Annotated in this window: 25 protein-coding genes and 1 pseudogene; 16 read left to right on the plus strand and 10 right to left on the minus strand. The window is 60.9% G+C overall.

Annotated elements, in window-relative coordinates:
• The first annotated feature begins 49 nt into the window (after window positions 1-49).
• The 12 genes and pseudogenes from rpsE to sugE all read left to right on the plus strand — a co-directional run bounded on the left by rpsE (window position 50) and on the right by sugE (window position 9,893).
• Window positions 50-619 (plus strand): 30S ribosomal protein S5, encoded by a 570-nt coding sequence (gene rpsE / locus AX760_RS10230; protein WP_071832780.1) that lies wholly within the window; start codon window positions 50-52, stop codon window positions 617-619.
• Between the two features lie 13 nt (window positions 620-632).
• Entirely contained in the window at window positions 633-845 is a 213-nt protein-coding gene (gene rpmD / locus AX760_RS10235; RefSeq protein ID WP_071832781.1) for a 50S ribosomal protein L30, read from the plus strand.
• Window positions 846-858: 13 nt separating this feature from the next.
• Entirely contained in the window at window positions 859-1,329 is a 471-nt protein-coding gene (rplO, locus tag AX760_RS10240; RefSeq protein ID WP_071832782.1) for a 50S ribosomal protein L15, read from the plus strand.
• Window positions 1,330-1,566: 237 nt separating this feature from the next.
• The gene (secY, locus tag AX760_RS10245) at window positions 1,567-2,907 is read left to right on the plus strand and encodes a preprotein translocase subunit SecY (RefSeq protein ID WP_071832783.1); all 1,341 of its coding nucleotides are present in this window, start codon (window positions 1,567-1,569) and stop codon (window positions 2,905-2,907) included.
• Window positions 2,904-3,554: an adenylate kinase gene (locus tag AX760_RS10250; RefSeq protein WP_071832784.1), complete on the plus strand. Its 651-nt coding sequence runs from the start codon at window positions 2,904-2,906 to the stop codon at window positions 3,552-3,554. Before secY ends, AX760_RS10250 begins: the two co-directional genes overlap by 4 nt.
• A gap of 225 nt (window positions 3,555-3,779) precedes the next feature.
• On the plus strand, window positions 3,780-4,148 hold the full coding sequence (rpsM, locus tag AX760_RS10255; protein WP_071832785.1) for a 30S ribosomal protein S13: 369 nt from the start codon (window positions 3,780-3,782) through the stop codon (window positions 4,146-4,148).
• A 233-nt stretch (window positions 4,149-4,381) separates the two neighbouring features.
• On the plus strand, window positions 4,382-4,771 hold the full coding sequence (rpsK, locus tag AX760_RS10260) for a 30S ribosomal protein S11 (RefSeq protein WP_071832786.1): 390 nt from the start codon (window positions 4,382-4,384) through the stop codon (window positions 4,769-4,771).
• Between the two features lie 99 nt (window positions 4,772-4,870).
• Window positions 4,871-5,881: a DNA-directed RNA polymerase subunit alpha gene (locus AX760_RS10265; RefSeq protein WP_071832787.1), complete on the plus strand. Its 1,011-nt coding sequence runs from the start codon at window positions 4,871-4,873 to the stop codon at window positions 5,879-5,881.
• 132 nt (window positions 5,882-6,013) lie between these two features.
• On the plus strand, window positions 6,014-6,439 hold the full coding sequence (rplQ, locus tag AX760_RS10270; protein WP_071832788.1) for a 50S ribosomal protein L17: 426 nt from the start codon (window positions 6,014-6,016) through the stop codon (window positions 6,437-6,439).
• Window positions 6,440-6,786: 347 nt separating this feature from the next.
• Window positions 6,787-8,109, plus strand: a pseudogene (locus AX760_RS10275) (DegQ family serine endoprotease); the annotation flags it as partial.
• Window positions 8,106-9,413, plus strand: coding sequence for a replication-associated recombination protein A (locus tag AX760_RS10280; RefSeq protein WP_071832789.1), 1,308 nt, complete (start codon window positions 8,106-8,108; stop codon window positions 9,411-9,413). The pseudogene AX760_RS10275 and the gene AX760_RS10280, both read left to right, overlap by 4 nt.
• Window positions 9,414-9,578: 165 nt before the next feature.
• Entirely contained in the window at window positions 9,579-9,893 is a 315-nt protein-coding gene (gene sugE / locus AX760_RS10285; RefSeq protein ID WP_071832790.1) for a quaternary ammonium compound efflux SMR transporter SugE, read from the plus strand.
• Between the two features lie 24 nt (window positions 9,894-9,917).
• Here the strand turns inward: sugE and AX760_RS10290 are convergent, their stop codons facing one another.
• Genes AX760_RS10290 through crcB form a run of 4 tightly spaced genes read right to left on the minus strand, consistent with a single transcriptional unit; the run spans window position 9,918 to window position 12,765 of the window.
• Entirely contained in the window at window positions 9,918-10,703 is a 786-nt protein-coding gene (locus AX760_RS10290) for an ATP12 family chaperone protein (protein WP_071832791.1), read from the minus strand.
• Window positions 10,696-11,361 carry an HAD-IA family hydrolase gene (locus AX760_RS10295; protein WP_071832792.1) on the minus strand — a complete coding sequence of 222 codons (666 nt, stop codon included), beginning with the start codon at window positions 11,359-11,361 and terminating at the stop codon, window positions 10,696-10,698. Before AX760_RS10295 ends, AX760_RS10290 begins: the two co-directional genes overlap by 8 nt.
• Window positions 11,361-12,353: an RluA family pseudouridine synthase gene (locus tag AX760_RS10300; protein WP_071832793.1), complete on the minus strand. Its 993-nt coding sequence runs from the start codon at window positions 12,351-12,353 to the stop codon at window positions 11,361-11,363. The genes AX760_RS10295 and AX760_RS10300 overlap by 1 nt, the downstream gene beginning before the upstream one ends.
• A 34-nt stretch (window positions 12,354-12,387) precedes the next feature.
• Window positions 12,388-12,765: a fluoride efflux transporter CrcB gene (gene crcB / locus AX760_RS10305; RefSeq protein ID WP_071832817.1), complete on the minus strand. Its 378-nt coding sequence runs from the start codon at window positions 12,763-12,765 to the stop codon at window positions 12,388-12,390.
• A gap of 201 nt (window positions 12,766-12,966) precedes the next feature.
• Between crcB and AX760_RS10310 the strand changes: the two genes are divergently transcribed.
• Window positions 12,967-13,278, plus strand: coding sequence for a DUF1883 domain-containing protein (locus AX760_RS10310; RefSeq protein WP_071832794.1), 312 nt, complete (start codon window positions 12,967-12,969; stop codon window positions 13,276-13,278).
• 109 nt (window positions 13,279-13,387) lie between these two features.
• Here the strand turns inward: AX760_RS10310 and fghA are convergent, their stop codons facing one another.
• From fghA to AX760_RS10335, 5 genes are all read right to left on the minus strand, one after another.
• Window positions 13,388-14,221: an S-formylglutathione hydrolase gene (gene fghA / locus AX760_RS10315; RefSeq protein WP_071832795.1), complete on the minus strand. Its 834-nt coding sequence runs from the start codon at window positions 14,219-14,221 to the stop codon at window positions 13,388-13,390.
• A 27-nt stretch (window positions 14,222-14,248) separates the two neighbouring features.
• The gene (locus AX760_RS10320; protein ID WP_071832796.1) at window positions 14,249-14,893 is read right to left on the minus strand and encodes a DUF1345 domain-containing protein; all 645 of its coding nucleotides are present in this window, start codon (window positions 14,891-14,893) and stop codon (window positions 14,249-14,251) included.
• 146 nt (window positions 14,894-15,039) lie between these two features.
• A complete protein-coding gene (locus AX760_RS10325) occupies window positions 15,040-15,495 on the minus strand; it encodes a YaiI/YqxD family protein (RefSeq protein WP_175552042.1) in 456 nt (151 codons plus the stop codon).
• A 191-nt stretch (window positions 15,496-15,686) separates the two neighbouring features.
• Window positions 15,687-16,814: an S-(hydroxymethyl)glutathione dehydrogenase/class III alcohol dehydrogenase gene (locus tag AX760_RS10330; RefSeq protein ID WP_071832798.1), complete on the minus strand. Its 1,128-nt coding sequence runs from the start codon at window positions 16,812-16,814 to the stop codon at window positions 15,687-15,689.
• Window positions 16,815-16,897: 83 nt separating this feature from the next.
• Window positions 16,898-17,299: a helix-turn-helix domain-containing protein gene (locus AX760_RS10335; protein ID WP_071832818.1), complete on the minus strand. Its 402-nt coding sequence runs from the start codon at window positions 17,297-17,299 to the stop codon at window positions 16,898-16,900.
• Window positions 17,300-17,611: 312 nt separating this feature from the next.
• On the opposite strand from AX760_RS10335, the gene AX760_RS10340 reads away from it, so the two are divergent.
• From AX760_RS10340 to AX760_RS10350, 3 genes are all read left to right on the plus strand, one after another.
• Window positions 17,612-18,514 (plus strand): DMT family transporter, encoded by a 903-nt coding sequence (locus AX760_RS10340; RefSeq protein ID WP_071832819.1) that lies wholly within the window; start codon window positions 17,612-17,614, stop codon window positions 18,512-18,514.
• A gap of 107 nt (window positions 18,515-18,621) precedes the next feature.
• Window positions 18,622-19,209: a hypothetical protein gene (locus AX760_RS10345; protein ID WP_139276118.1), complete on the plus strand. Its 588-nt coding sequence runs from the start codon at window positions 18,622-18,624 to the stop codon at window positions 19,207-19,209.
• A gap of 162 nt (window positions 19,210-19,371) precedes the next feature.
• Window positions 19,372-20,649 carry a hypothetical protein gene (locus tag AX760_RS10350; protein ID WP_071832800.1) on the plus strand — a complete coding sequence of 426 codons (1,278 nt, stop codon included), beginning with the start codon at window positions 19,372-19,374 and terminating at the stop codon, window positions 20,647-20,649.
• On the opposite strand, the gene lipB is transcribed toward AX760_RS10350, so the two are convergent.
• Window positions 20,650-21,369 (minus strand): lipoyl(octanoyl) transferase LipB, encoded by a 720-nt coding sequence (gene lipB, locus AX760_RS10355; protein ID WP_071832801.1) that lies wholly within the window; start codon window positions 21,367-21,369, stop codon window positions 20,650-20,652.
• Between the last annotated feature and the right edge of the window lie 190 nt (window positions 21,370-21,559).

Below are 21,559 nucleotides of genomic sequence, written 5' to 3' on the forward strand. Positions count from 1 at the left end.
CTTTTTGTCAATCTGCCGATTGCACCGGAAAAGAAAAAGGAAAAGGACAATGGCACAAGAAAAAAGAGGTTCTCGCGACGATCGCCAGAACCGCGAGGAGCGCGACAGCGAATTCGTCGATAAGCTCGTCGCAATCAACCGCGTCGCAAAAGTCGTCAAGGGCGGCCGTCGTTTCGGCTTTGCTGCTCTCGTCGTCGTCGGCGACCAGAAGGGCCGCGTTGGCTTCGGTCACGGCAAGGCACGTGAAGTGCCGGAAGCCATCCGCAAGGCCACCGAAGCTGCCAAGCGCGAACTGATCTTCGTTCCGCTGCGCTCGGGCCGCACGCTTCATCACGACGTCCACGGCCGTCACGGCGCCGGCAAGGTTTTGCTGCGTGCTGCCAAGGCTGGTACCGGCATCATCGCCGGTGGTCCGATGCGCGCTGTTTTCGAAACGCTCGGCATGCACGACGTTGTTGCGAAGTCGACGGGTTCTTCCAACCCGTACAACATGATTCGCGCCACGTTCGACGCCCTCAAGAACCAGATGCACCCGAAGGACATCGCGGCACAGCGTGGCATGAAGTTCGCCACTCTGCAGGCCCGTCGTACGTCCGCCGGCGTTGCTTCCGAAGAATAAGGGAGCCTGAACAATGGCCAAGAAAGCAACCACAGTGTCTGAAAAGGCAACGGTTACCGTCGAACAGATCGGTAGCCCCATCCGCCGTCCGGCCGTCCAGCGCGCAACGCTGATCGGTCTCGGACTGAACAAGATGCACCGGGTTCGCACGCTGGAAGATACACCTTCCGTCCGTGGCATGATCCGTGCCGTCCAGCATCTCGTCCGCGTCGTCGACGAGAAGTGAGGGGGATACAGTCATGAAACTGAATGAAATCAAGGACAATGAAGGTTCTACCAAGAACCGCAAGCGTCTCGGTCGCGGTATCGGCTCGGGCTCCGGCAAGACTGCTGGTCGCGGCGTCAAGGGCCAGAAGGCCCGTTCCGGCGTCGCCATCAATGGCTTCGAAGGCGGCCAGATGCCCATCTACCGTCGTCTGCCAAAGCGCGGCTTCAACAACATCTTCCGTTCGGATTTTGTTGTCGTGTCGCTCGGCCGCATCCAGATTGCCATCGACGCCAAGAAGCTTGACGCTTCCAAGACTGTCGATGCCGCGTCGCTCAAGGCTGCCGGCGTCATCCGTCGTGCCAAGGACGGCGTCCGCGTTCTCGCTGACGGCGAACTGACGACGAAGGTAACGATCGAAGTTGCCGGCGCGTCCAAGCCTGCGATCGAAAAGATCGAAAAGTCCGGCAGCTCGATCAAGCTGCTTTCGGGCGCTGCTGAATAATAGTTTACGGATAGGCCGCCCGGAGTGCTTCACACCGGGCGGTTTTGCTCCCATATGAGAGCCTCACGGATTCGTGGCTGGCCAGAGCCGGTCGCAGACATTAAACGGGAGCCGGGTGAGGCCAATGATTGCTGCTGCAGTCTTTTTCCGAGCCGGTCTTCACACAAAGAACATAACCTCTACCGGAACTGACCGGGTTTTCCCGCGGGTTCCAACATGGGTTACGCGGAGAATTGCATGGCTTCTGCAGCGGAACAGCTCGCCTCAAACCTGAATTTTTCAACTTTCGCCAAGGCGGAAGATCTGAAAAAGCGCCTCTGGTTCACCCTCGGCGCGCTTCTGGTTTACCGTCTCGGCACCTATATTCCGCTTCCCGGTCTCAACCCGGAAGCCTTTGCACAGGCCTTCCAGGGCCAGAGTGGCGGCATTCTCGGCCTTTTCAACATGTTTTCGGGCGGCGCCGTCGAGCGCATGGCGATCTTCGCCCTCGGCATCATGCCCTATATCTCGGCCTCGATCATCGTCCAGCTCATGACGTCCGTTGTTCCCTCGCTGGAGCAGCTGAAGAAGGAAGGCGAGCAGGGCCGCAAGGTCATCAACCAGTACACGCGCTACGGCACGGTGCTGCTTGGCACGATGCAGGCCTATGGCATCGCCGTAGGGCTTGAGAGCGGCAGTGGCCTGGTTGTCGATCCGGGCTGGTTCTTCCGCATTTCAACGGTGATCTCGCTTCTGGGCGGCACGATGTTCCTGATGTGGCTTGGCGAGCAGATCACCTCGCGCGGCATCGGCAACGGCATTTCGCTGATCATTTTCGCCGGTATCGTCGCGCATCTGCCGACAGCGCTGGCCAGCACGCTCGAACTCGGCCGCACAGGCGCTCTGTCCACCCCGATCATCCTGGCGATCATCGTCATGGTCATCGGCGTCATTGCGCTGATCGTCTTCGTGGAGCGCGCCCAGCGGCGCCTGTTGATCCAGTATCCAAAACGCCAGGTCGGCAACAAGATGTTCCAGGGCGACACCTCGCACCTGCCTTTGAAGCTGAACACGGCCGGCGTTATTCCGGCGATCTTTGCCTCGTCGCTACTGCTGCTGCCGGCAACCATCGCTGGCTTTGCCAATACGAGCAACATGCCGGGCTGGGCAACGACCATCGTCGCCGCCCTCGGCCACGGCCAGCCTCTCTACATGGTCCTCTATGGCGCCATGATCGCCTTCTTTGCCTTCTTCTACACAGCCATCGTCTTCAACCCGAAGGACACGGCCGACAATCTGAAGAAGCATGGCGGCTTCATCCTCGGCATCCGGCCAGGTGAGCGCACCGCTGAATATATCGATTACGTCCTGACCCGCGTCACGGTCGTCGGCGCAATCTACCTGATGTTCGTTTGTATTCTTCCCGAAGTGATGATCGCGCAGACCGGTGTGCCGTTCTACCTTGGTGGTACGTCGCTTTTGATTGTTGTCAGCGTCACCCTTGATACTGTAGCACAGATACAGGGTCACCTGATTGCCCAGCAGTATGAGGGGTTGATCAAGAAATCAAAGCTGCGTGGAGGGAAGAGGGGACGATGAGACTGATACTTTTGGGGCCGCCGGGGGCGGGCAAGGGAACCCAAGCCCAGCGGATCGTGGAAACCTATGGTATTCCGCAGCTTTCCACGGGCGACATGCTGCGTGCAGCGGTCGTCCAGCAGACGGAAGTCGGCAAGCGCGCGAAGGCTGTGATGGATGCCGGCAAACTCGTGTCCGACGAGATCGTCAATGCGATCGTCTCGGAGCGGATCGATCAGCCGGATTGTGCTGAGGGATTTATTCTTGATGGTTTTCCCCGGACTTTAATCCAGGCTGATGCGACCGAATCGATTCTTTCTGCTAAGGGCATGGATCTGTCCGTGGTGATCGAGCTGCGGGTGAACGACGACGTTCTCGTCGATCGTGTCGCCGGCCGCTATACCTGCGCAAACTGTGGTGCGGGCTATCATGACACGAACCTGAAGCCGAAGGTTGAAGGGGTGTGTGACAAATGCGGGTCGACGCAGTTCAAGCGTCGGGCCGATGACAATCCGGAAACGGTGCGGACGCGGCTCCAGTCCTACTACAAGGACACCTCGCCGCTGATCGGCTACTACTATGCCAAGGGCAAGTTGAAGACGGTTGACGGGATGGCGGACATCGACAAGGTGACCGCCGATATCAAGGCTATTCTTTCCGGGCTCTGAGCCCGGAAAATAAACCAGCGGCAAAGGTTGACTTTTGGCCTCCGATTCCGCTAAAGACCGCGCTAACTCGCGATATGCAAGCGATCGGCGCGGATTTCGAAAAAACGAAGTCCGGGTGCGGTCGTTCTCGACGTGTCCCGAACTTTACTTTCACAGGTCGCTTTTCGGAGCGGCACAACGAAGCACCTATTGCCGGATGGCAACTGGAACGCAAGGAGAATAGGCGTGGCACGTATCGCTGGCGTCAACATCCCGACGAGCAAGCGCGTAGTAATTGCGCTTCGCTACATTCACGGGATTGGAGCGAAATTCGCACAGGAAATCGTCGAGAAGGTCGGTATCCCGGCTGAACGTCGTGTGCACCAACTGACGGATGCTGAAGTTCTTCAGATCCGCGAGGCAATCGACCGTGATTACCAGGTTGAAGGCGATCTTCGCCGCGAGACCTCGATGAACATCAAGCGTCTGATGGACCTGGGCTGCTACCGCGGTCTGCGTCACCGTCGTTCGCTTCCGGTTCGTGGCCAGCGCACGCACACCAATGCCCGCACCCGCAAGGGTCCGGCAAAGGCGATCGCCGGCAAGAAGAAGTAATTTCCTGCAAGGGAAGTACTCGAGGCTGGCGCCCGTCGCCGGCCTCTTTTGTAGTTTCGGACAGGCGCCATGCGTGCCCGTCCGGTGGAGCTGCTGGAATAACGGCAGTGACGATATCGCCGCGCAACGGGCCTTTGGCCTGCTGCGCTTTTTGACATCTAGGGAAGGGCGTCAGTCTTTCCCGGTGGAGCCGCTGGAACTACGGCGGTGCAGAGATCAACGAAAGGTATACCATGGCCAAGGAAGCCACACGCGTTCGCCGTCGCGAGCGGAAAAACATTTCTACGGGCGTTGCCCACGTCAATTCGTCGTTCAACAACACGATGATCACCATCACGGACGCACAGGGCAACGCGATTGCCTGGTCGTCGGCCGGCGCCAAGGGCTTCAAGGGCTCGCGTAAGTCGACTCCGTTCGCAGCCCAGATGGCTGCTGAAGATGCGGCCAAGAAGGCCCAGGAACACGGCATGAAGACGCTTGAAGTCGAAGTCTGCGGCCCGGGTTCCGGTCGCGAATCGGCTCTGCGCGCCCTGCAGGCTGCCGGCTTCATGATCACCTCGATCCGTGACGTGACCCCGATCCCGCACAATGGTTGCCGCCCGCGCAAGAAGCGTCGCGTTTAATCGCTTTATTCGTCAAGCCGGCAGGGGCTCATCCTCCTCCGGCGCTTCAAGGCTCGGTTGCCACGATTGGATAGTGGCAACGAACGGAAGGCAAAACATATGATTCAGAAAAACTGGCAGGAACTGATCAAGCCGAACAAGGTCGAGTTCACCTCGACCGGCCGCACCAAGGTCAGCCTTGTTGCCGAGCCGCTCGAGCGTGGTTTCGGCCTGACGCTGGGCAACGCGCTGCGTCGCGTGCTTCTGTCGTCGCTGCGCGGTGCTGCCGTGACGGCGGTGCAGATCGACGGCGTTCTGCATGAGTTCTCGTCGATCCCGGGTGTTCGCGAAGATGTCACCGACATCGTGCTGAACATCAAGGAAATCGCCATCAAGATGGACGGCGACGATTCCAAGCGCATGGTCGTTCGCAAGCAGGGCCCAGGTGTTGTGACGGCTGGTGACATCCAGACGGTTGGCGACATCGAGATCCTCAATCCGAACCATGTGATCTGCACCCTCGACGAGGGCGCCGAGATCCGCATGGAATTCACGGTCAGCAACGGCAAGGGCTATGTTCCTGCCGATCGCAACCGCTCGGAAGATGCACCGATCGGCCTCATCCCGGTCGACAGCCTGTATTCGCCGGTCAAGAAAGTGTCCTACAAGGTGGAAAACACCCGTGAAGGCCAGGTTCTCGACTACGACAAGCTGTCGATGCAGATCGAGACCGATGGTTCGGTCACCGGTGAAGATGCAGTCGCTTTCGCGGCCCGCATCCTTCAGGACCAGCTCGGCGTTTTCGTCAACTTCGACGAACCGCAGAAGGAAGCCGAAGAAGAAGCCGTTACCGAACTGGCGTTCAACCCGGCCCTTCTCAAGAAGGTCGACGAACTGGAACTGTCTGTCCGTTCGGCGAACTGCCTGAAGAACGACAACATCGTCTATATCGGCGACCTCATTCAGAAGACCGAAGCGGAAATGCTTCGCACTCCGAACTTTGGCCGCAAGTCGCTGAACGAAATCAAGGAAGTTCTCGCTTCCATGGGCCTGCACCTCGGCATGGAAGTGCCCGCATGGCCGCCCGAGAACATCGAAGATCTCGCAAAGCGCTACGAAGACCAGTATTGAAAACAGCAAAGGCAGGTTAACCCTCTGCCTTTCCCCGTCAAACAGCAGGCCCCTAGAAAATAGGGATGCCTGTATGTGCCAGGAAACGGCAGGCCCACAGATCAAGGGAACCTGCACTAAAGGAGAATAGCCATGCGCCACAAGAAAGCCGGCCGCAAGCTGAACCGGACCGCCAGCCACCGTAAGGCAATGTTTGCCAACATGGCTGCTTCGCTCATCGAACATGAGCAGATCGTCACGACCTTGCCGAAGGCAAAGGAAATTCGTCCGATCGTCGAAAAGCTCGTCACGCTCGGCAAGAAGGGCGATCTTCATGCCCGCCGCCAGGCCATCTCGCAGATCCGTGACGTTGCTGTCGTCGGCAAGCTGTTCGATGCCATCGCGACACGCTACGCAACCCGCAACGGCGGCTACCTTCGCATCATGAAGGCCGGCTTCCGTCACGGCGACAACGCAGCACTCGCTGTCATCGAATTCGTTGACCGCGACACTTCGGCCAAGGGCTCGAAGGACATCGCACGCGTTGCTGCCGAAGCAGAAGCTGCCGAAGCCGCTTAAGCCATTCCGGTTTGCCGGGACAACAAAACAGCCGGGCCGCAAGCCCGGCTGTTTTGCGTTTTGGCAATGGTCGGTCTTTATCGCAATGCGAAGGGCTGTCGGGGGCCGCGTTTGCAGTTTCACGCTTCCGCCGTCTTTGCTTTTTAAGCCTGACGTCCTATCTGTTTCCTTCCGCCGCAGGATTTACCAGTATGACACGCTTGTTTCGTTCACCCCGTCTTCTCGTTCTCTCCAGCCTTGCCGCCCTCGGGCTTGCGGCCGGCATTGTTCACTTCGGCGTCCCGGCTGACGCCGCAGAAAATCAGATCGAGCCGATAACCACGGGCGCGGTGACGACACCGGTTGCGGCCAAGACCGTGCCGCAGAGCCGCACGGAAATGCAGCTGTCCTTTTCGCCGCTGGTCAAGCAGACGGCCAATGCCGTCGTCAACGTCTATGCCGAAAAGACGGTGCAGAGCCGGTCGCCGTTTGCCGATGATCCGTTCTTCCAGCAGTTCTTTGGCCAGCGCATGCCGAACCGCTCGGAAAAGCAGTCCTCGCTCGGCTCCGGCGTAATCGTCGGCGGCAACGGCATTGTCGTCACCAACAATCACGTCATTGAAGGCGCCGACGATATCAAGGTGGCTCTGGCGGATGGCCGCGAGTTCGAGAGCAAGGTTATCCTGAAGGACGAGCGCCTCGATCTGGCCGTACTGAAAATCCAGTCCGATGCGCCCTTCGAAACCGTTCCGCTCGGCGATTCGGATGCGGTCGAGGTCGGTGATCTGGTTTTGGCGATCGGCAATCCGTTCGGGGTCGGCCAGACAGTGACCAGCGGTATCGTTTCGGCGCTGGCCCGCAACCAGGTGAGCAGTGGCGATTTCGGTTTCTTCATCCAGACCGATGCGGCCATCAATCCCGGCAATTCCGGTGGCGGATTGATTAACATGAACGGCGAATTGATCGGCATCAACACGGCGATCTTTTCGCGTGGTGGCGGCTCGAATGGTGTCGGCTTTGCCATTCCGGCCAATCTGGTCAAGGTTTTCGTCGCTTCGGCGGAAGGCGGCAATGGCAGCTTCGTGCGCCCCTATATCGGCGCCAGCTTCGAGCCAGTCACATCCGAAGTCGCCGAAGCGCTGGGACTGGATCGGGCCCGCGGCGCACTGGTGAGTGCCGTAGTCGAGGATGGACCAGCTGACAAGGCCGGCCTCAAGCCGGGGCAGGTGATCGTGGCTGTCAACGGCATTTCTGTCGAGCATCCGGATGCGCTGGGCTATCGCCTGACGACGGTCGGCATTGGCCAGGAGGCAAAGCTGAGCGTCAGCGACAACGGCAAGCAGCATGATGTGACGATGACACTCGCCCGGGCGCCCGAGACATCGCCGCGCGACGAACGGCTGATCGAGGGACGCACGCCGTTTGCGGGTGCTGTTGTGGCCAATCTGTCACCACGACTGGCCGATGAGTTGCGCATGTCGACGGCTTCGCAGGGCGTGGTTATTACCGAGGTCAATCGTGGTTCGCCGGCGGCGCGCGTCGGCTTCCAGCCCAAGGACATCATCATCGCCATCAACGGTACCGCGATCGACACGTCGGCGACGCTGGAGACGGTCGCAGGCGCCGATCCCTCGCTGTGGCGCGTCGAAATCGAGCGCAACGGACAACGCATCCGGCAATTCTTCCGATGAGCGATCTTTTCGCAGCCAGCGAGCCACCGGGCATGGGCGCCAAGCGTCCGCTGGCCGATCGGCTGCGACCGCAGACGCTGGCGCAGGTGTCGGGGCAGGCGCATCTGACGGGCGAGGACGGTGTTCTCGCGCGCATGATCGCTTCCGGTTCTCTGGGGTCGATGATCTTCTGGGGCCCGCCGGGAACCGGAAAGACCACCGTGGCGCGCTTGCTGTCCGGGGAGGCGGGGCTCGCCTTTGAACAGATCTCCGCGATCTTTTCCGGCGTCGCCGATCTGAAACGCGTTTTTGAGGGCGCGCGGGCGCGGCGCATGTCCGGCCGCCAGACGCTTCTGTTCGTCGACGAGATCCATCGCTTCAACCGCGCCCAGCAGGACAGTTTCCTGCCCGTCATGGAAGACGGAACTGTCATTCTCGTGGGTGCGACCACCGAAAACCCGTCCTTCGAGCTTAACGCCGCGCTTTTGTCGCGGGCCCGCGTATTGACCTTCAAGCCGCATGACGAGGCAAGCCTTGCCGAACTTCTTGTCCGTGCGGAGGCGGCGGAGGGCAGGGCTCTGCCGCTTGACGCGGATGCCCGTGCGAGCCTGCTGCGCATGGCCGATGGCGATGGCCGGGCCGTGCTGACTTTGGCCGAGGAAGTCTGGCGTGCGGCTCGCAAGGGCGAAGTGTTCGATGCAACGGCCGTTCAGGACATCGTCCAGCGGCGTGCGCCCGTCTATGACAAGGGTCAGGACGGACACTACAATCTGATTTCGGCGCTGCACAAGGCGGTACGCGGTTCCGATCCAGATGCTGCCCTGTATTACCTCTGCCGGATGTTCGATGCCGGCGAGGATCCGCTCTATCTTGGCCGCAGGCTGGTGCGCATGGCGGTCGAGGATATCGGCCTTGCCGATCCGCAGGCGCTTGTCGTCTGCAATGCCGCCAAGGACGCCTATGACTATCTCGGTTCGCCGGAGGGCGAACTGGCGCTGGCGCAGGCCTGCGTCTATCTGGCGACGGCGCCGAAGTCGAATGCCGTCTATACCGCCTACAAGGCTGCGATGCGGGCGGCAAAGGAGCATGGCTCACTGTTGCCGCCCAAGCATATCCTCAATGCACCGACCAAGCTGATGAAGGGCGAAGGGTATGGCGAGGGCTATCGCTACGACCATGATGAACCGGATGCCTTCTCCGGCCAGGACTATTTTCCCGAAAAAATGGGCCGCAAGACCTTTTACGATCCGCCCGAACGCGGTTTTGAACGCGATATCCGCAAGCGGCTCGACTGGTGGTCGAAGCTTCGGAAGGAACGCGGATAATCACCCTGTTTGCTACAGGTCGCTCTATCAGCCATGAGCGCGCGCGCTTGCCCGATAACGCGGCAGATGGCATAGAGGGGCAAGCAGACGGCTGCAGGCGGGGGCGTATTGCTCTTGCCCAAACAACCGCGGGGACGGCCTCGCTCCTTGTGACGGAGTTATAAAATGGCCTGGATATTGTTGTTTATCGCCGGACTTCTCGAAATCGGCTGGGCGATCGGTCTCAAATACACCGAAGGCTTCACCAAATTGGTGCCGACTGTTCTCACCGCCGGTTCGATGGTCGCGAGCGTCGTTCTTCTGGGGCTTGCCGTGCGGACATTGCCGCTCGGAACCGCCTATGCCGTCTGGACCGGGATCGGCACGGTCGGCACGGTCATTCTCGGCATCGTGCTGTTTTCCGAGCCGGCAACGGCGATCCGGATCGGCTGTATCCTGCTGATTATCGCTGGTATTGCCGGCCTGAAGCTGACGGCCTGAAATTCACAACCCTGATCGCGCCGATCAAGACCGCAAGGCGTCGAAGGCGTTGGTCGCAGCCTGCATCTCGGTCCAGCGGTTTTCCCGCCGCTGGAAGGCTTCATCGTCCGTGCCCCAGTGCTCGATCTGCCAGTCTTCGTCGAGATGGGCGAGCGTCCAGGTTTCCGCCGCACTCAGGTGCTGTTCGGCAAAGGCAAGCGCGAGCAGCGCCGAGCCGGTCAGCGTCGTGACCGTGTGCAGGCTGGCAAGGCCAAAGGGTGTCGCATAGGGCCGCAGCGCTTCGGCAAAGGCTGTCAGCGCGGCACGCGGCTGCGTCTGGTGCATGATCCCTTCAGCGAGGATGAAGCGCGCCCCAAACGTATCCGCAGCCCAGGCCAGGATCGGGTCCCAATGCAGGCTCTGCCGTTCGACCAGACCTTCCGGCTGCTCGACGCGATAGCAGAGAAGATCCGTACCGGAAAAATTCAGGATATCGTCGAACACCGCGCGGATGTCCGGCTTCACGCCGTCAATGGCGGTGTTGACCAGCCGCGTGACGGGCATTTTCGCCGGATCGATGACGTCGACCTGTGCAGTCCACTCCGCGCTCAAGAGGTGCGCTAGCGCAACGGTCGGAACCGAGAGTGTGTTTCTGGCGGGTGTGCGCACCGGGCGGCCATCAAGGAGCACGGAGTGCTCGCCATCAGCGGCCCCCACGGTCACATCCTTGTAGAAGCGTTTCGGCAGGGGCTTGTGCATCTGGATCTGCGCCCGGCGCACCGGATCTGGATCGCTCAGTGCCTGGGTGAGGTCATCGCGCATGTCAGCCATGGTTTCTCTCCATCCAGTCGATGATGTCGTCGGGAATGCGGGCGATGTGGTCGGCGCCGGCCTCGACCAACTCCGGCACGGAGGCGTAGCCCCAGGCAACCCCGATGGCCGCGGCACCGGCACTCTTTGCCATCTGCATGTCATAGATCGCATCGCCAATCACGATCGTCCGGGACGCGGTGATACCGGCCTCTGAGCAGCACTCCGTGACCATCGCCGGATGCGGCTTCGACGGGCAGTCGTCCGCCGTGCGAGAAACCGAAAAAACACTGTCGAAACCGTGTGTTGCAGAGATCAGTTTCAGTCCGCGGCGTGACTTTCCCGTAACGGCACCCAGAACCAGGTCGTCGCGGGCAGAAAGCGTCGCCACGAGATCCGCGATGCCGGGGAAAAGCGGCTCCTGGAAACCCTCCTCGGCGCGCACATCGCTGAAAATCGACTTGTAATGCGCCGTCATGGCCAGCGCCCTGTCGTCGACATGGGGTTGGCCCATCATCCGGGCAATGGCGATATCGAGCGTCAGGCCGATGATGCTCTTGGTCGATGCCAGCAGCGGCCGCTCCAGCCCGAAGGCCACGAAGGTGCGTGCCATCACCTCATGAATGAGTGCCGCGCTGTCGACCAGTGTGCCGTCGCAGTCAAACAGGACCAGTTTCATCAGTCGTCGACTTCCTGCGCGCTTTCCATGTCGAAACCAATCAGGTTCCACGTTTGCACCATGTGCTGCGGCATGGGGGCGGTGATCCGCAGGCGTCCGCCGTCCGGATGTGGCACGTCGATGCGCCGCGCATGCAGGTGCAGCTTGTTCTGGACGCCGCCCGGGAAAGCCCAGTTGTGCTCGGCTTCGAAATATTTCGGGTCGCCGATGATTGGATGGCCGATATGGGCGGCATGGACACGCAACTGGTGGGTGCGGCCGGTATAGGGTTCCATCTCGAGCCAGCTGAGGTTCGGCCCAGCCGTCTCGAGGATCTTGTAGTAGGAGATCGCGTGGTCCGCGCCGTCCTCGCCGTGCCGGGCAATGCGCATCCGGTCGCCGTCTTCCGTCTGCTCCTTGACCAGCCAGGTGGAGATCTTGTCTTCCTTCTTGCGCGGCATGCCCTTGACCAGCGCCCAATAGGTTTTCTTGGTGTCGCGCTCGCGAAACGCCGCCGTCAGTTTCTGGGCGGCGCCGCGGGTGCGGGCAACGACCAGCACGCCCGACGTATCGCGGTCAAGACGGTGCACCAGCCGGGGCTTTTCGCCGCGCGGGCTGGTCCAGGCCTCGAGCATCTGGTCGATATGGCGGTTGATGCCGGATCCGCCCTGAACGGCGATGCCCGGCGGCTTGTTGAGCACGATCACCTTGGCGTCCTCGTGCAGCAGCATGCGCGACAGAAGCTCGTGATCGGAGGCATGGCGCAGGTCATGGCCGGGGATCGGGCCGGTTTTCGTCTTGGCGTCGACATCCATCGGCGGAATGCGAACAACCTGACCCGGCTGGACTCGCGCGTCCGACTTAACGCGGCCGCCATCGACGCGGATCTGGCCGGAGCGCAGAAGCTTCTGCAGCGGGCCGAAGCCGAGGCCTGGAAAATGCACCTTGAACCACCGGTCAAGCCGCATGCCCGCCTCGTCGCTCTCAACCTGCTTGTGTTCGATGCCCGCCATTTTATCCTGTCCAACTCTACCTCAAGCGGACCCTTTAGACCATTGCGCGCATAAGGGCCAGCCCGGCAAAGACCGCGACGATCGAAAGAACAACGCTCGCGCCGACATAAAGCGCCGCCGTCACCGGTTCGCCGCGCTCGAACAGCGATATGGCATCCAGCGAAAACGCCGAAAACGTCGTATAGCCGCCCAGCACGCCCGTTACGAGCAGCACCCGCAGCTCGGCCGAGGCCCCGAATTTCCGGGCGATGAGTTCAGCCATCATCCCGATCAGGAATGAACCGGTGATGTTGACGGTCAGCGTGCCCCAGGGGAATGCGGGACCAAATGTCCGCAGCGTCCAGAGCCCGACCAGGTAACGGGTGACGGAGCCGAAAGCCCCGCCTGCGGCGACGAGAAGAAGGTGTTTCATGGCCAATCGCATAGCGGAAAAAGCCGTTCGTGAAAAGTCGATTGGCCAGCCCGGATAGGCGATACCTGTCTCATCCTGATGCCGAAACAGGCGCGTCCGACCGCGATTTGCCGATCGCCGGCACTGCTTGGACAACCTTTCCTTAACGCATCCGCTCTATGTTGAATGACCGGAGAACGGCGTCGATCTGGCGGAAAGAGTATGGCAAAACAGGCAGTCAATTTTACCCATTACGATCTGAAGCAGCAGCGCGCCGGCGTCACGATCGAGATCACTCTTTCGGCCGTGGCCAATGTCCGTCTGATGACCGACAGCAATTTCAGCCTCTACAAACAGGTTCAGAAGCACCAGTTCGTCGGCGGCGTGGCCAAGAAATCACCGATCCGCCTGTCCGTTCCGCAAAATGGCCACTGGCACCTGATTGTCGACATGGAGGGCCATAATGGTCTTGCCCAGTCCAGCATCAAGCTTGTCGAAGCCGTCGGCGCGCCACGGTTCCAGTCCGCGTCCTGAGCCATATCCTTTTTTCCGTCCTGCCCTTATCTCGTAGCTGAACCCTCGACAGGGCGGGTGCCGGCCAGCACCCGCGTCTCTTCCTGTCGATGGGCAACGCGCAGCCCGTTCAGGCCAGCCGTTCGGCGTGCCAGCGCAGATGATCGTCCATGAAGGTCGAGATGAAGTAGTAGGAATGATCGTAGCGCTCCTGCATGCGCAGCGTCAGGCCGATGCCCGTATCCCGGATGGCCTCTTCGAACAGCCAGGGCCGCAATCCCTTTTCGAGAAAACCGTCCGCAGCGCCCTGGTCGATCAGGAATTCCGGGAAGCGCGCCCCGTCTTCGACCAGCGCGCAGGCATCGTACCGGCGCCAGGCTGCCGTGTCGGTTCCCAGATATTTCTCGAAAGCGCCGACCGACCAGTCGGCACTCGAGGGCGCGACGATCGGTGCGAAGGCCGAGCAGCTCTTGAACCGGTCGGGGTTTTTCAGCGCGATCGTCATCGCCCCGTGTCCGCCCATCGAATGGCCGAAGATCGCCTGCCGGTTCATGTCGACCTTGAAATGCTGGCTGATGAAGGCCGGCAGTTCCTCGGTCACATAGGTATACATCTGGTAGTGCTCGGCCCAGGGCGTCTGCGTCGCATCCAGGTAGAAGCCCGCACCCTTGCCCATCTGCCAGTTCGTCAGTTCGTCCGCAACGTTTTCACCGCGCGGGCTGGTGTCGGGGCAGATGATGATCAGGCCGAGCTCTGCGGCCATGCGGCGGTACTCGCCCTTGTCCATGACATTGGCATGGGTGCAGGTCAGGCCGGAGAGATACCAGACGACGGGGCAGGGCCGCGTGATTGCCTGTGGCGGCACGAAAACGGCAAATGTCATCTCGCCGGCGCAAGCCTGAGATGGATGCGTGTACACCCCCTGCATGCCGCCGAATGCGGTGTTCTGGGAAATGACCTTCATGCGTGTGCTCCTTCTGAAAAGTGTGGGTCACTGTGCCAGCGACACGGCGGTATTGACCGCAGCAGCCACCAGGACAGTGTTGAAGAAAAACGAGACGACGGCGTGCAGCAGATTGATCCTGCGCATGCGGGTCGTCGTGATCGTGACATCGGAGGTTTGTGCCGTCATGCCGATGACGAAGGAAAAATAGAGAAAATCGAAGGCGCCGGGTTCCTTCGTTTCAGGAAAGGCGAGGCCGCGTTCTGCAGCATCCGGTTTCGCTTTCCGATGTCCGGCCCAGTAGAGATGCGCATAATGCAGCGCCGCCATGGTGTGGATGGTAAACCAGCCGAGCGCGACCGAGGCAAAGGCCAGTCCGAGCTCCGCAAATGAGGCCGTCTGCCTGCCATTCAGCGCGGAAAACAGCGAGACAATGGAAATCACGACGGCAGCAAAGGTGACGGCAAAGAAGATGGCAGCGGGGGCGTCGTCGGTGGCGGAATTGTTTTTCAGATAGGCGCCGGTCAACACAGGGATCCGCAAGGCGACGAGCGCGAGATAGACAAGAAAGAACACGACCGCAGCCAGTTCGACAGCAAGCGACGGCTTGACCATCACACTGGCGGGGAAAGCAAGCGCGGCACAGAGCAGGCCCCAGTAGAAGGGGGCATGGCGGCGTCGAGACACATTCATGGCCGGATCATTTCCTCGATGTCTCCGTTCCGCCGCGGGGATAGAAATCACGCACCTTCGGATCCCCCTGCCATTCCACTGGAATGCTGGTGCCACGCGGCACGCCGCGCCGTCAAGCACCGATGCCGGTCCCATGCCCTGCTGGATCAGCCCGTCGCCGTCACGTTTTTGGCACGGCGGCAAAGCCGGTCGAGGGTTTCCAGAAAGGCGGATCGATCCCGCGCCGAAAAAGCCGCATTATAGCCCTTGCTTTCGCCGGTTTCGCGCAGATGCGCGCCGAGATCGCGCATCGCCGTTGCCATGCCGATATTGCTCTTGTCGAACACGCGGCCGGACGGACCTGTGACCTGCGCGCCGGCGGCAACACAACGGCCTGCGAGCGGCACGTCCGCCGTCACCACGATGTCGCCATCCGTGGCGCGCTCGGCAATCCAGTCGTCGGCAGCATCGAAACCGGCGGAGACGATGACATTGGTGATCATCGGATCGCGCGACGGCCGCAATCCGGAATTGGCGACGAAGGTCACCGGAAAACCATGCCGTTCCGCGACCTTGAGGATCTCGGCTTTGACTGGGCAGGCATCGGCATCGACATAGATGATTGTGCCGCGTGGCGGGACGGTGTCGGACATGTCCGCTCGCTTCCTGAGTGCTGTTCCTGTGAGGCGGGATTGAGCTGCAAATGCGCCATCCCGCCCGCGATAGTCAATCCGCCCGAGGCGTCGACGGTTCCCGCTTGGCGCTTGCCGGATGCCATGCGGCGTCCGGCAAGGCGTATCCGATTCGGGGTGACCTAATACACCACGACGCCGCGGATGCTCTCACCCTTCTTCATCAGGTCGAAGCCCTTGTTGATGTCCTCGAGCGGCATGGTGTGGGTGATCATCGGGTCAATCTGGATCTTGCCCTGCATGTACCAGTCGACGATCTTCGGCACGTCTGTGCGGCCACGCGCGCCGCCAAAGGCCGTGCCCATCCAGTTGCGGCCGGTGACCAGCTGGAACGGACGGGTCGAGATTTCCTGGCCGGCACCGGCGACGCCGATGATCACCGACTTGCCCCAGCCGCGATGCGAGCTTTCCAGCGCCTGACGCATCACCTTTGTGTTGCCGGTGCAGTCGAACGTATAGTCGGCGCCGCCGATCAGGTCGCCATTGCGCTTGGTCATGTTGACGAGATGGGGCACGATGTCGTCGCCGACCTCTTTCGGATTGACGAAATGCGTCATGCCGAATTTTTCGCCCCAGGATTTGCGATCATTGTTGATGTCGACGCCGATGATCATGTCGGCCCCGGCAAGGCGCAGTCCCTGCAGCACGTTGAGGCCGATGCCGCCGAGACCGAAGACAATGGCTGTTGCGCCGATCTCGACCTTGGCGGTGTTGATGACCGCGCCGATGCCGGTCGTCACGCCGCAGCCGATATAGCAGATCTTGTCGAAGGGCGCGTCCGGGTTGACCTTTGCCAGCGCGATCTCCGGCAGCACCGTGAAGTTCGCGAAGGTCGAGCAACCCATATAGTGGAAGATCTTGTCCTTGCCGATCGAGAAGCGCGAGGTGCCATCCGGCATCAGGCCCTGGCCCTGGGTCGAGCGGATCGAGGTGCAGAGATTGGTCTTGCGCGACAGGCAGGAATAACATTCGCGGCATTCCGGCGTGTAGAGCGGAATGACATGGTCGCCCTTCTTCAGCGAGGTGACGCCAGGGCCGACATCGACGACGATGCCGGCGCCCTCATGGCCGAGAATGGCCGGAAACAGGCCCTCCGGATCGGCACCCGAGAGTGTGAACTCGTCGGTATGGCAGATGCCGGTTGCCTTGACCTCGACCAGCACTTCGCCGGCCCGCGGGCCCTCGAGTTGCACGGTCATGATTTCCAGCGGCTTGCCAGCCTGAACGGCAACGGCGGCGCGAACGTCCATGGTGTCTTTCTCCCAGAATTATCAATTGCAGGCGCCACAATTGCAGAGCTTTCGACGGTGCTCAAGGCGGAATCGCCTGGTGATTATGACTCTATGTCCTGTAGGACACGGGTAAGCGCCAGCTCAAGTGCGGAAATGGCCTTTCCGGTCTCGTCATGCGCTTTCCTGACCGCAGCCAGTTGATCACGCAGGCGCATTGTTGCCGGTTCGGCAAGGTCGTCCTTCGGTGCATCGCCGATGCCGGCAATCAGCCAGACGGGCGGCACGCCCAGAATTCCGGCCAGCATGAAAAGCCGATTGGTGCGCGGTTCGGAACGGTCGCGTTCCCAGGCGGCAATGGTATCGACCTTGACACCGAGCTGGTTGGCGAGATCTTTTGCGGAAAGGTTGAGGGCGTCTCGTGCGCGCCAGATGCGGCCACCCAGCGTGTCGTTGTCAGTTGTCGGGCGGAGCTTCGTGATGGCGGCTTCGGTGGAAAAACGCATGGTTTTCTCCTTTTTGGCTGGCATGCGAGCATTGGAATTTCGCGCCGGTTCCTCCGATGTGGATCCGGCCCGGACTAGGCCTTGAGGACGCAGTTTATAGGGGGGACGGACGCCGGGGGCCACCCGTCACGTCAAATAACCTTCAGGAAACGCCGCATATCCTGCCTCTCGCCCCTCTGAATCACCCAGTTTTCAAGGCGCAGCCGTTTCGGTTGCAACCGTTGCAAAAGCCGATAAGGTCCGGCTTTTCCAGCAGGATACAGTGCCTTGGACAATACCCGCCCGCCCGTGCAGCCGCCCGCCGATGCCGTCATGCACGGACTGGCGATCATGCTGGTTGCCATGGTCATCCTGCCCTGCATGGATGCCATCGCCAAGTACATGGCGCTTTACCAGGGCATGTCTCCGGGGCAGGTGACGTTCTACCGATTCTTCTTCCAGCTGGTGTCGACACTGCCTCTCCTGCTGTCCATGGGCGGGCTCAGGGCGCTCCGTCCAAAACGGCTCTGGCTCAACCTCTTGCGGGGTGTGCTTCTCGCCGCCGCCGCGCTCTTGTTCTTCATTTCCGTGAAATACATGCCGCTGGCTGACGTGTTCGCCATCTACTTCGTCGAGCCCTTCATCCTGACCTGCCTTTCAGCTCTGGTGCTCGGTGAAAAGGTCGGTTGGCGCCGCTGGCTTGCGATCGTCATCGGGTTCGGTGGCGCCATGATCGTTATTCAGCCGAGCTTCGAGCTCTTCGGCCTGAAGTCGCTGATGCCGATCTTTTGCGCCTTTTTCTTTGCATGTTACCTGTTGATGAACCGGGCCGTCGGCAACGCCGATACACCGCTGGTCATGCAGACGACTGCCGGTGTCGGCGGGTCGCTTTTCATGATCGTCGCAATACTCGTCGGCGACGGGTTCGGCGTGGCGGATTTCGAGCCCTCCCTGCCAGGCAGCGGTCTCGGCTGGCTTCTGGTCATCCTCCTCGGGACGATTTCCGGTTATGGGCATCTCCTGGTGGTCAAGGCGTTCCAGGCGGCGCCTGTGTCGATCCTGGCGCCTTTTCATTATTTCGAGATCATCTCGGCCACCGCGCTCGGTTTTGTCATCTTCGGCGATTTTCCGACACCTTCGAAATGGCTTGGCATCGCCATCATCGTTTCGTCCGGCCTGTTCATCATCTGGCGGGAGCGAAAGGCAGCCGAACGGCCAGAGCCAGGCGAAGGTTAAAGATTGAGCGAATCCGGCAAGTGTTTGCTAATCCAGAATCTTTGCGGATTGGAAATGACTTCGGGCTCATTCTGAATCTCGGTTTCACGACGAAACAGGAGGTTAAGATGGGTGAACTTCGTCTTTCTCATCCGGCATACGGCATCGCAGGAAAATCACGACTCACACCGGCGGATATCGATATCCTGCGCGAACATGTCTTTTCGCAGGGCATAACCTCCTCACAGGAGGCTGTGACGCTTTTCGCAATCAACACCGCCTGCGCGGAAAAATGTCCCGAATGGCATCACTATTTCCTCGATTCGATCAGCGGCTTCGTTCTTCACCATTGTGAGCCGCATGGATCGCTGGATGAACGCAATGCGGACTGGCTGATCGGAATGATTTCGACCGGCGGGACGGTCAATTCCCCGATCGAACTCGAGCTTTTGTTCCATGTCATCGACGTCTCGCCCTTCGTTCCGGACAGTCTGACGTTCTTCGCTTTGCAGCAATTGCGAACCGGGATCCGCGACGGGGTGGGTGCGTGGGGTACGATGCGCCATTCGCGGCGACCGATCCTCGATCCAGATGACGTCCACATGGCCTGCCGCGTCATGAGTGCGATCGCCCGCTCACGGGGGGGCAAGCCGACGCCGCGCGAAAACGAGATTCTCGTGTCCATCGGCGTTTTGCCCGGGGCTGCCGCCGCCTGACCCGACGCATGCGGTCATGCTGCATCCTCGGATGGCCGCCTTTGCCTGACACGCACCATGCGGCCATGCTGCAGCTGCAGATGGCCGCATGTCGGCTGCTCCCGCATACCGTTTGTTCATGCGTTGCCTCTAGGCTTCACGCAACGGAACCCGGAGCCTTCCATGACTGAACATCTGCCGGCGATCATCCTGCTTGTCGTCAATATGGGCCTTCTCTGGCTGTTGATGGCCGCCCCCGTCGGCCGCCGGACCCTTCGCGTCAGCCAGACGTATAAGGCCGATTTCGAAAAGATGTGGCAGGCGCTTTCGCCGACGGGTCGATTTGCCGACTGGCACCATGCCGTGCTCTCAAGCCGTGTGCTGAGCGGTGGCGATCTCAGCGTCGAACAGACATTTAGCCATCTCGACAGACATGGTCTGCCGATTGTGCGTCGATTTTCGGTGACAGAACACCGGGCCGGCGATGTCAGGGAACGGCACTGCGAGTTGCGCGTTCTCGATGACAGCGCGCTGGACGGCGCTTTCTGGAAGGATTTTCGCGAGCGACGACGCCTGGTTGCCACGCAAGATGGCGATGTCTCCGTGACAATCGAGCAGACCGATCGCTATCGCGGCCTTGCCTTCCTGGCGTTCCGCTTCTTTGCCATGCGCCGCGAGATGAAGGCCCTTCATGAATGGGTTGAGACCGGTGAAAGCCTGCCCGTGCGCGCCGGCTTCGAACATCCGCTGGTCCAGGTCGGGCTTGCCGTCCTGTCGACGCTTCTCCTATGGCCGTTCTTCGGGCTGAACAGCCAGGGTCTGATGATGTCGGTCCTTTTGACCGTCGTCATCGTCCTGCACGAGTTCGGCCATATGGCCGCCTATCGTGCCTTCGGGCACAAGACGGTCCGGATGATCTTCGTGCCGCTGCTGGGCGGGGTTGCCATCGGTGGCAGGCCCTACAACTCGCTGTTTGAAGTTTCAACCTGTGCGTTGATGGGCGCCGGCATGTCGGCCTTCCTGGTGCCTGTCGCCATCGCGCTGCATGACGCTGGAGGTGAGGGGGTGCTGGGATTTGTCCCGGCGGCGTCGATCCTCGTCTTTCTGCTGATTCTCGGCGCCTTCAACCTTTTGAACCTGCTGCCGATGAACCGCTTCGACGGTGGCCAGGTTTTGCGTCAGGTATTCCGCTCCGGCAACGGCCGGATGGTCGGCAGCTTCGTCGTTACGCTGGTGATTCTGGCAATCGGCTGGCGCATCGGCCTGCCGACGCCGGCGCTGATGGCTGGGCTGGCCATTTTCGCGCTTCTGAGCCTGATGGCGCGCGGCAGTGTCAAGCCGCGCCACAGTCTCGACGAGATGACGACGTCGCAAAGGCTGGTGAGCGGGTGTGGCCTCTATGCTGCCGTCGGACTGCACGGATATGCGATCATCTACGCGACTGACCGCCTGTTCGGCTGATCAGGGCGTGTCGTTGACCACCGGGCCAAAGATCTGCTCGAAGGCCTCCCGCAACCGGATATCCGCATCCGCCATCATCACGGGCAGGCCGAGATCGACGAGGCTGGTGACGCCGTAGCCGCGAATGCCGCAGGGCACGATCCCGTCGAAATGACCAAGGTCCGGATCGACATTCAGCGACAGGCCGTGAAAACTCACCCAGCGTCGCAGGCGGATGCCGATGGCGGCGATCTTGTCCTCACTCGGGCGCCCGTCAGGCAAAGGCGGCTTTTCCGGGCGCCGGACCCAGACGCCGACCCGGTCTTCCCGTCGTTCGCCGCGCACGTTCATCGAGGAAAGCGTCTCGATCACCACGCTTTCGAGCGCCGCGACGAAGGCACGCACATCCGGTCGGCGGCGTTTGAGGTCGAGCATGACATAGACGACGCGCTGGCCCGGCCCATGATAGGTGTATTCGCCGCCGCGGCCGGTCTTGAAAACCGGAAACCGGTCGGGCATCACGAGATCGGCGCTGTCTGCGCTGGTGCCGGCCGTGTAGAGCGGCGGATGTTCGACCAGCCAGACGAGTTCGTCGGCTTGCCCGGCAGCGATCGCCGTCGATTCCCGTTCCATCAGGGCGACCGCATCCTCATAGGCCACCGGATCGGCGGCAATGCGCCAGCGGATGGGGGGCGAATCGGGTTTTGCCAGGAATGTGATGTCGAGATCGTCGCGCTGCATGTCTGTCGATGGTCCTGCTGATAGAAACTAGATGGTATGCACAGGCGCAAGAGTCCAGCGTTTCCAGGCGTCCACCGGCAGGCTGTTGAAATAGTTCACAGTCCTGTCAACTTTCTCTTCCAGCACCCTTGTGCACCCCAAATGCTTTTGCTACATGCAGCCCCGCCGGAGCAATCCGGCGGCTACCACG

It is taken from the genome of Pararhizobium antarcticum (genome assembly GCF_001885585.1).
Classification (GTDB): Bacteria; Pseudomonadota; Alphaproteobacteria; order Rhizobiales; family Rhizobiaceae; genus Pararhizobium; species Pararhizobium antarcticum.

Excerpts from the sequence above, each read along its gene's own strand:
- rpsE (WP_071832780.1), top strand. The coding sequence starts at position 50 with ATGGCACAAGAAAAAAGAGGTTCTCGCGACGATCGCCAGAACCGCGAG.
- rpmD (WP_071832781.1), top strand. The coding sequence starts at position 633 with ATGGCCAAGAAAGCAACCACAGTGTCTGAAAAGGCAACGGTTACCGTC.
- rplO (WP_071832782.1), top strand. The coding sequence starts at position 859 with ATGAAACTGAATGAAATCAAGGACAATGAAGGTTCTACCAAGAACCGC.
- secY (WP_071832783.1), top strand. The coding sequence starts at position 1,567 with ATGGCTTCTGCAGCGGAACAGCTCGCCTCAAACCTGAATTTTTCAACT.
- AX760_RS10250 (WP_071832784.1), top strand. The coding sequence starts at position 2,904 with ATGAGACTGATACTTTTGGGGCCGCCGGGGGCGGGCAAGGGAACCCAA.
- rpsK (WP_071832786.1), top strand. The coding sequence starts at position 4,382 with ATGGCCAAGGAAGCCACACGCGTTCGCCGTCGCGAGCGGAAAAACATT.
- AX760_RS10265 (WP_071832787.1), top strand. The coding sequence starts at position 4,871 with ATGATTCAGAAAAACTGGCAGGAACTGATCAAGCCGAACAAGGTCGAG.
- rplQ (WP_071832788.1), top strand. The coding sequence starts at position 6,014 with ATGCGCCACAAGAAAGCCGGCCGCAAGCTGAACCGGACCGCCAGCCAC.
- AX760_RS10280 (WP_071832789.1), top strand. The coding sequence starts at position 8,106 with ATGAGCGATCTTTTCGCAGCCAGCGAGCCACCGGGCATGGGCGCCAAG.
- sugE (WP_071832790.1), top strand. The coding sequence starts at position 9,579 with ATGGCCTGGATATTGTTGTTTATCGCCGGACTTCTCGAAATCGGCTGG.
- AX760_RS10290 (WP_071832791.1), bottom strand. The coding sequence starts at position 10,703 with ATGGCTGACATGCGCGATGACCTCACCCAGGCACTGAGCGATCCAGAT.
- AX760_RS10295 (WP_071832792.1), bottom strand. The coding sequence starts at position 11,361 with ATGAAACTGGTCCTGTTTGACTGCGACGGCACACTGGTCGACAGCGCG.
- AX760_RS10300 (WP_071832793.1), bottom strand. The coding sequence starts at position 12,353 with ATGGCGGGCATCGAACACAAGCAGGTTGAGAGCGACGAGGCGGGCATG.
- crcB (WP_071832817.1), bottom strand. The coding sequence starts at position 12,765 with ATGAAACACCTTCTTCTCGTCGCCGCAGGCGGGGCTTTCGGCTCCGTC.
- AX760_RS10310 (WP_071832794.1), top strand. The coding sequence starts at position 12,967 with ATGGCAAAACAGGCAGTCAATTTTACCCATTACGATCTGAAGCAGCAG.
- fghA (WP_071832795.1), bottom strand. The coding sequence starts at position 14,221 with ATGAAGGTCATTTCCCAGAACACCGCATTCGGCGGCATGCAGGGGGTG.
- AX760_RS10320 (WP_071832796.1), bottom strand. The coding sequence starts at position 14,893 with ATGAATGTGTCTCGACGCCGCCATGCCCCCTTCTACTGGGGCCTGCTC.
- AX760_RS10330 (WP_071832798.1), bottom strand. The coding sequence starts at position 16,814 with ATGGACGTTCGCGCCGCCGTTGCCGTTCAGGCTGGCAAGCCGCTGGAA.
- AX760_RS10335 (WP_071832818.1), bottom strand. The coding sequence starts at position 17,299 with ATGCGTTTTTCCACCGAAGCCGCCATCACGAAGCTCCGCCCGACAACT.
- AX760_RS10340 (WP_071832819.1), top strand. The coding sequence starts at position 17,612 with ATGCACGGACTGGCGATCATGCTGGTTGCCATGGTCATCCTGCCCTGC.
- AX760_RS10345 (WP_139276118.1), top strand. The coding sequence starts at position 18,622 with ATGGGTGAACTTCGTCTTTCTCATCCGGCATACGGCATCGCAGGAAAA.
- AX760_RS10350 (WP_071832800.1), top strand. The coding sequence starts at position 19,372 with ATGACTGAACATCTGCCGGCGATCATCCTGCTTGTCGTCAATATGGGC.
- lipB (WP_071832801.1), bottom strand. The coding sequence starts at position 21,369 with ATGCAGCGCGACGATCTCGACATCACATTCCTGGCAAAACCCGATTCG.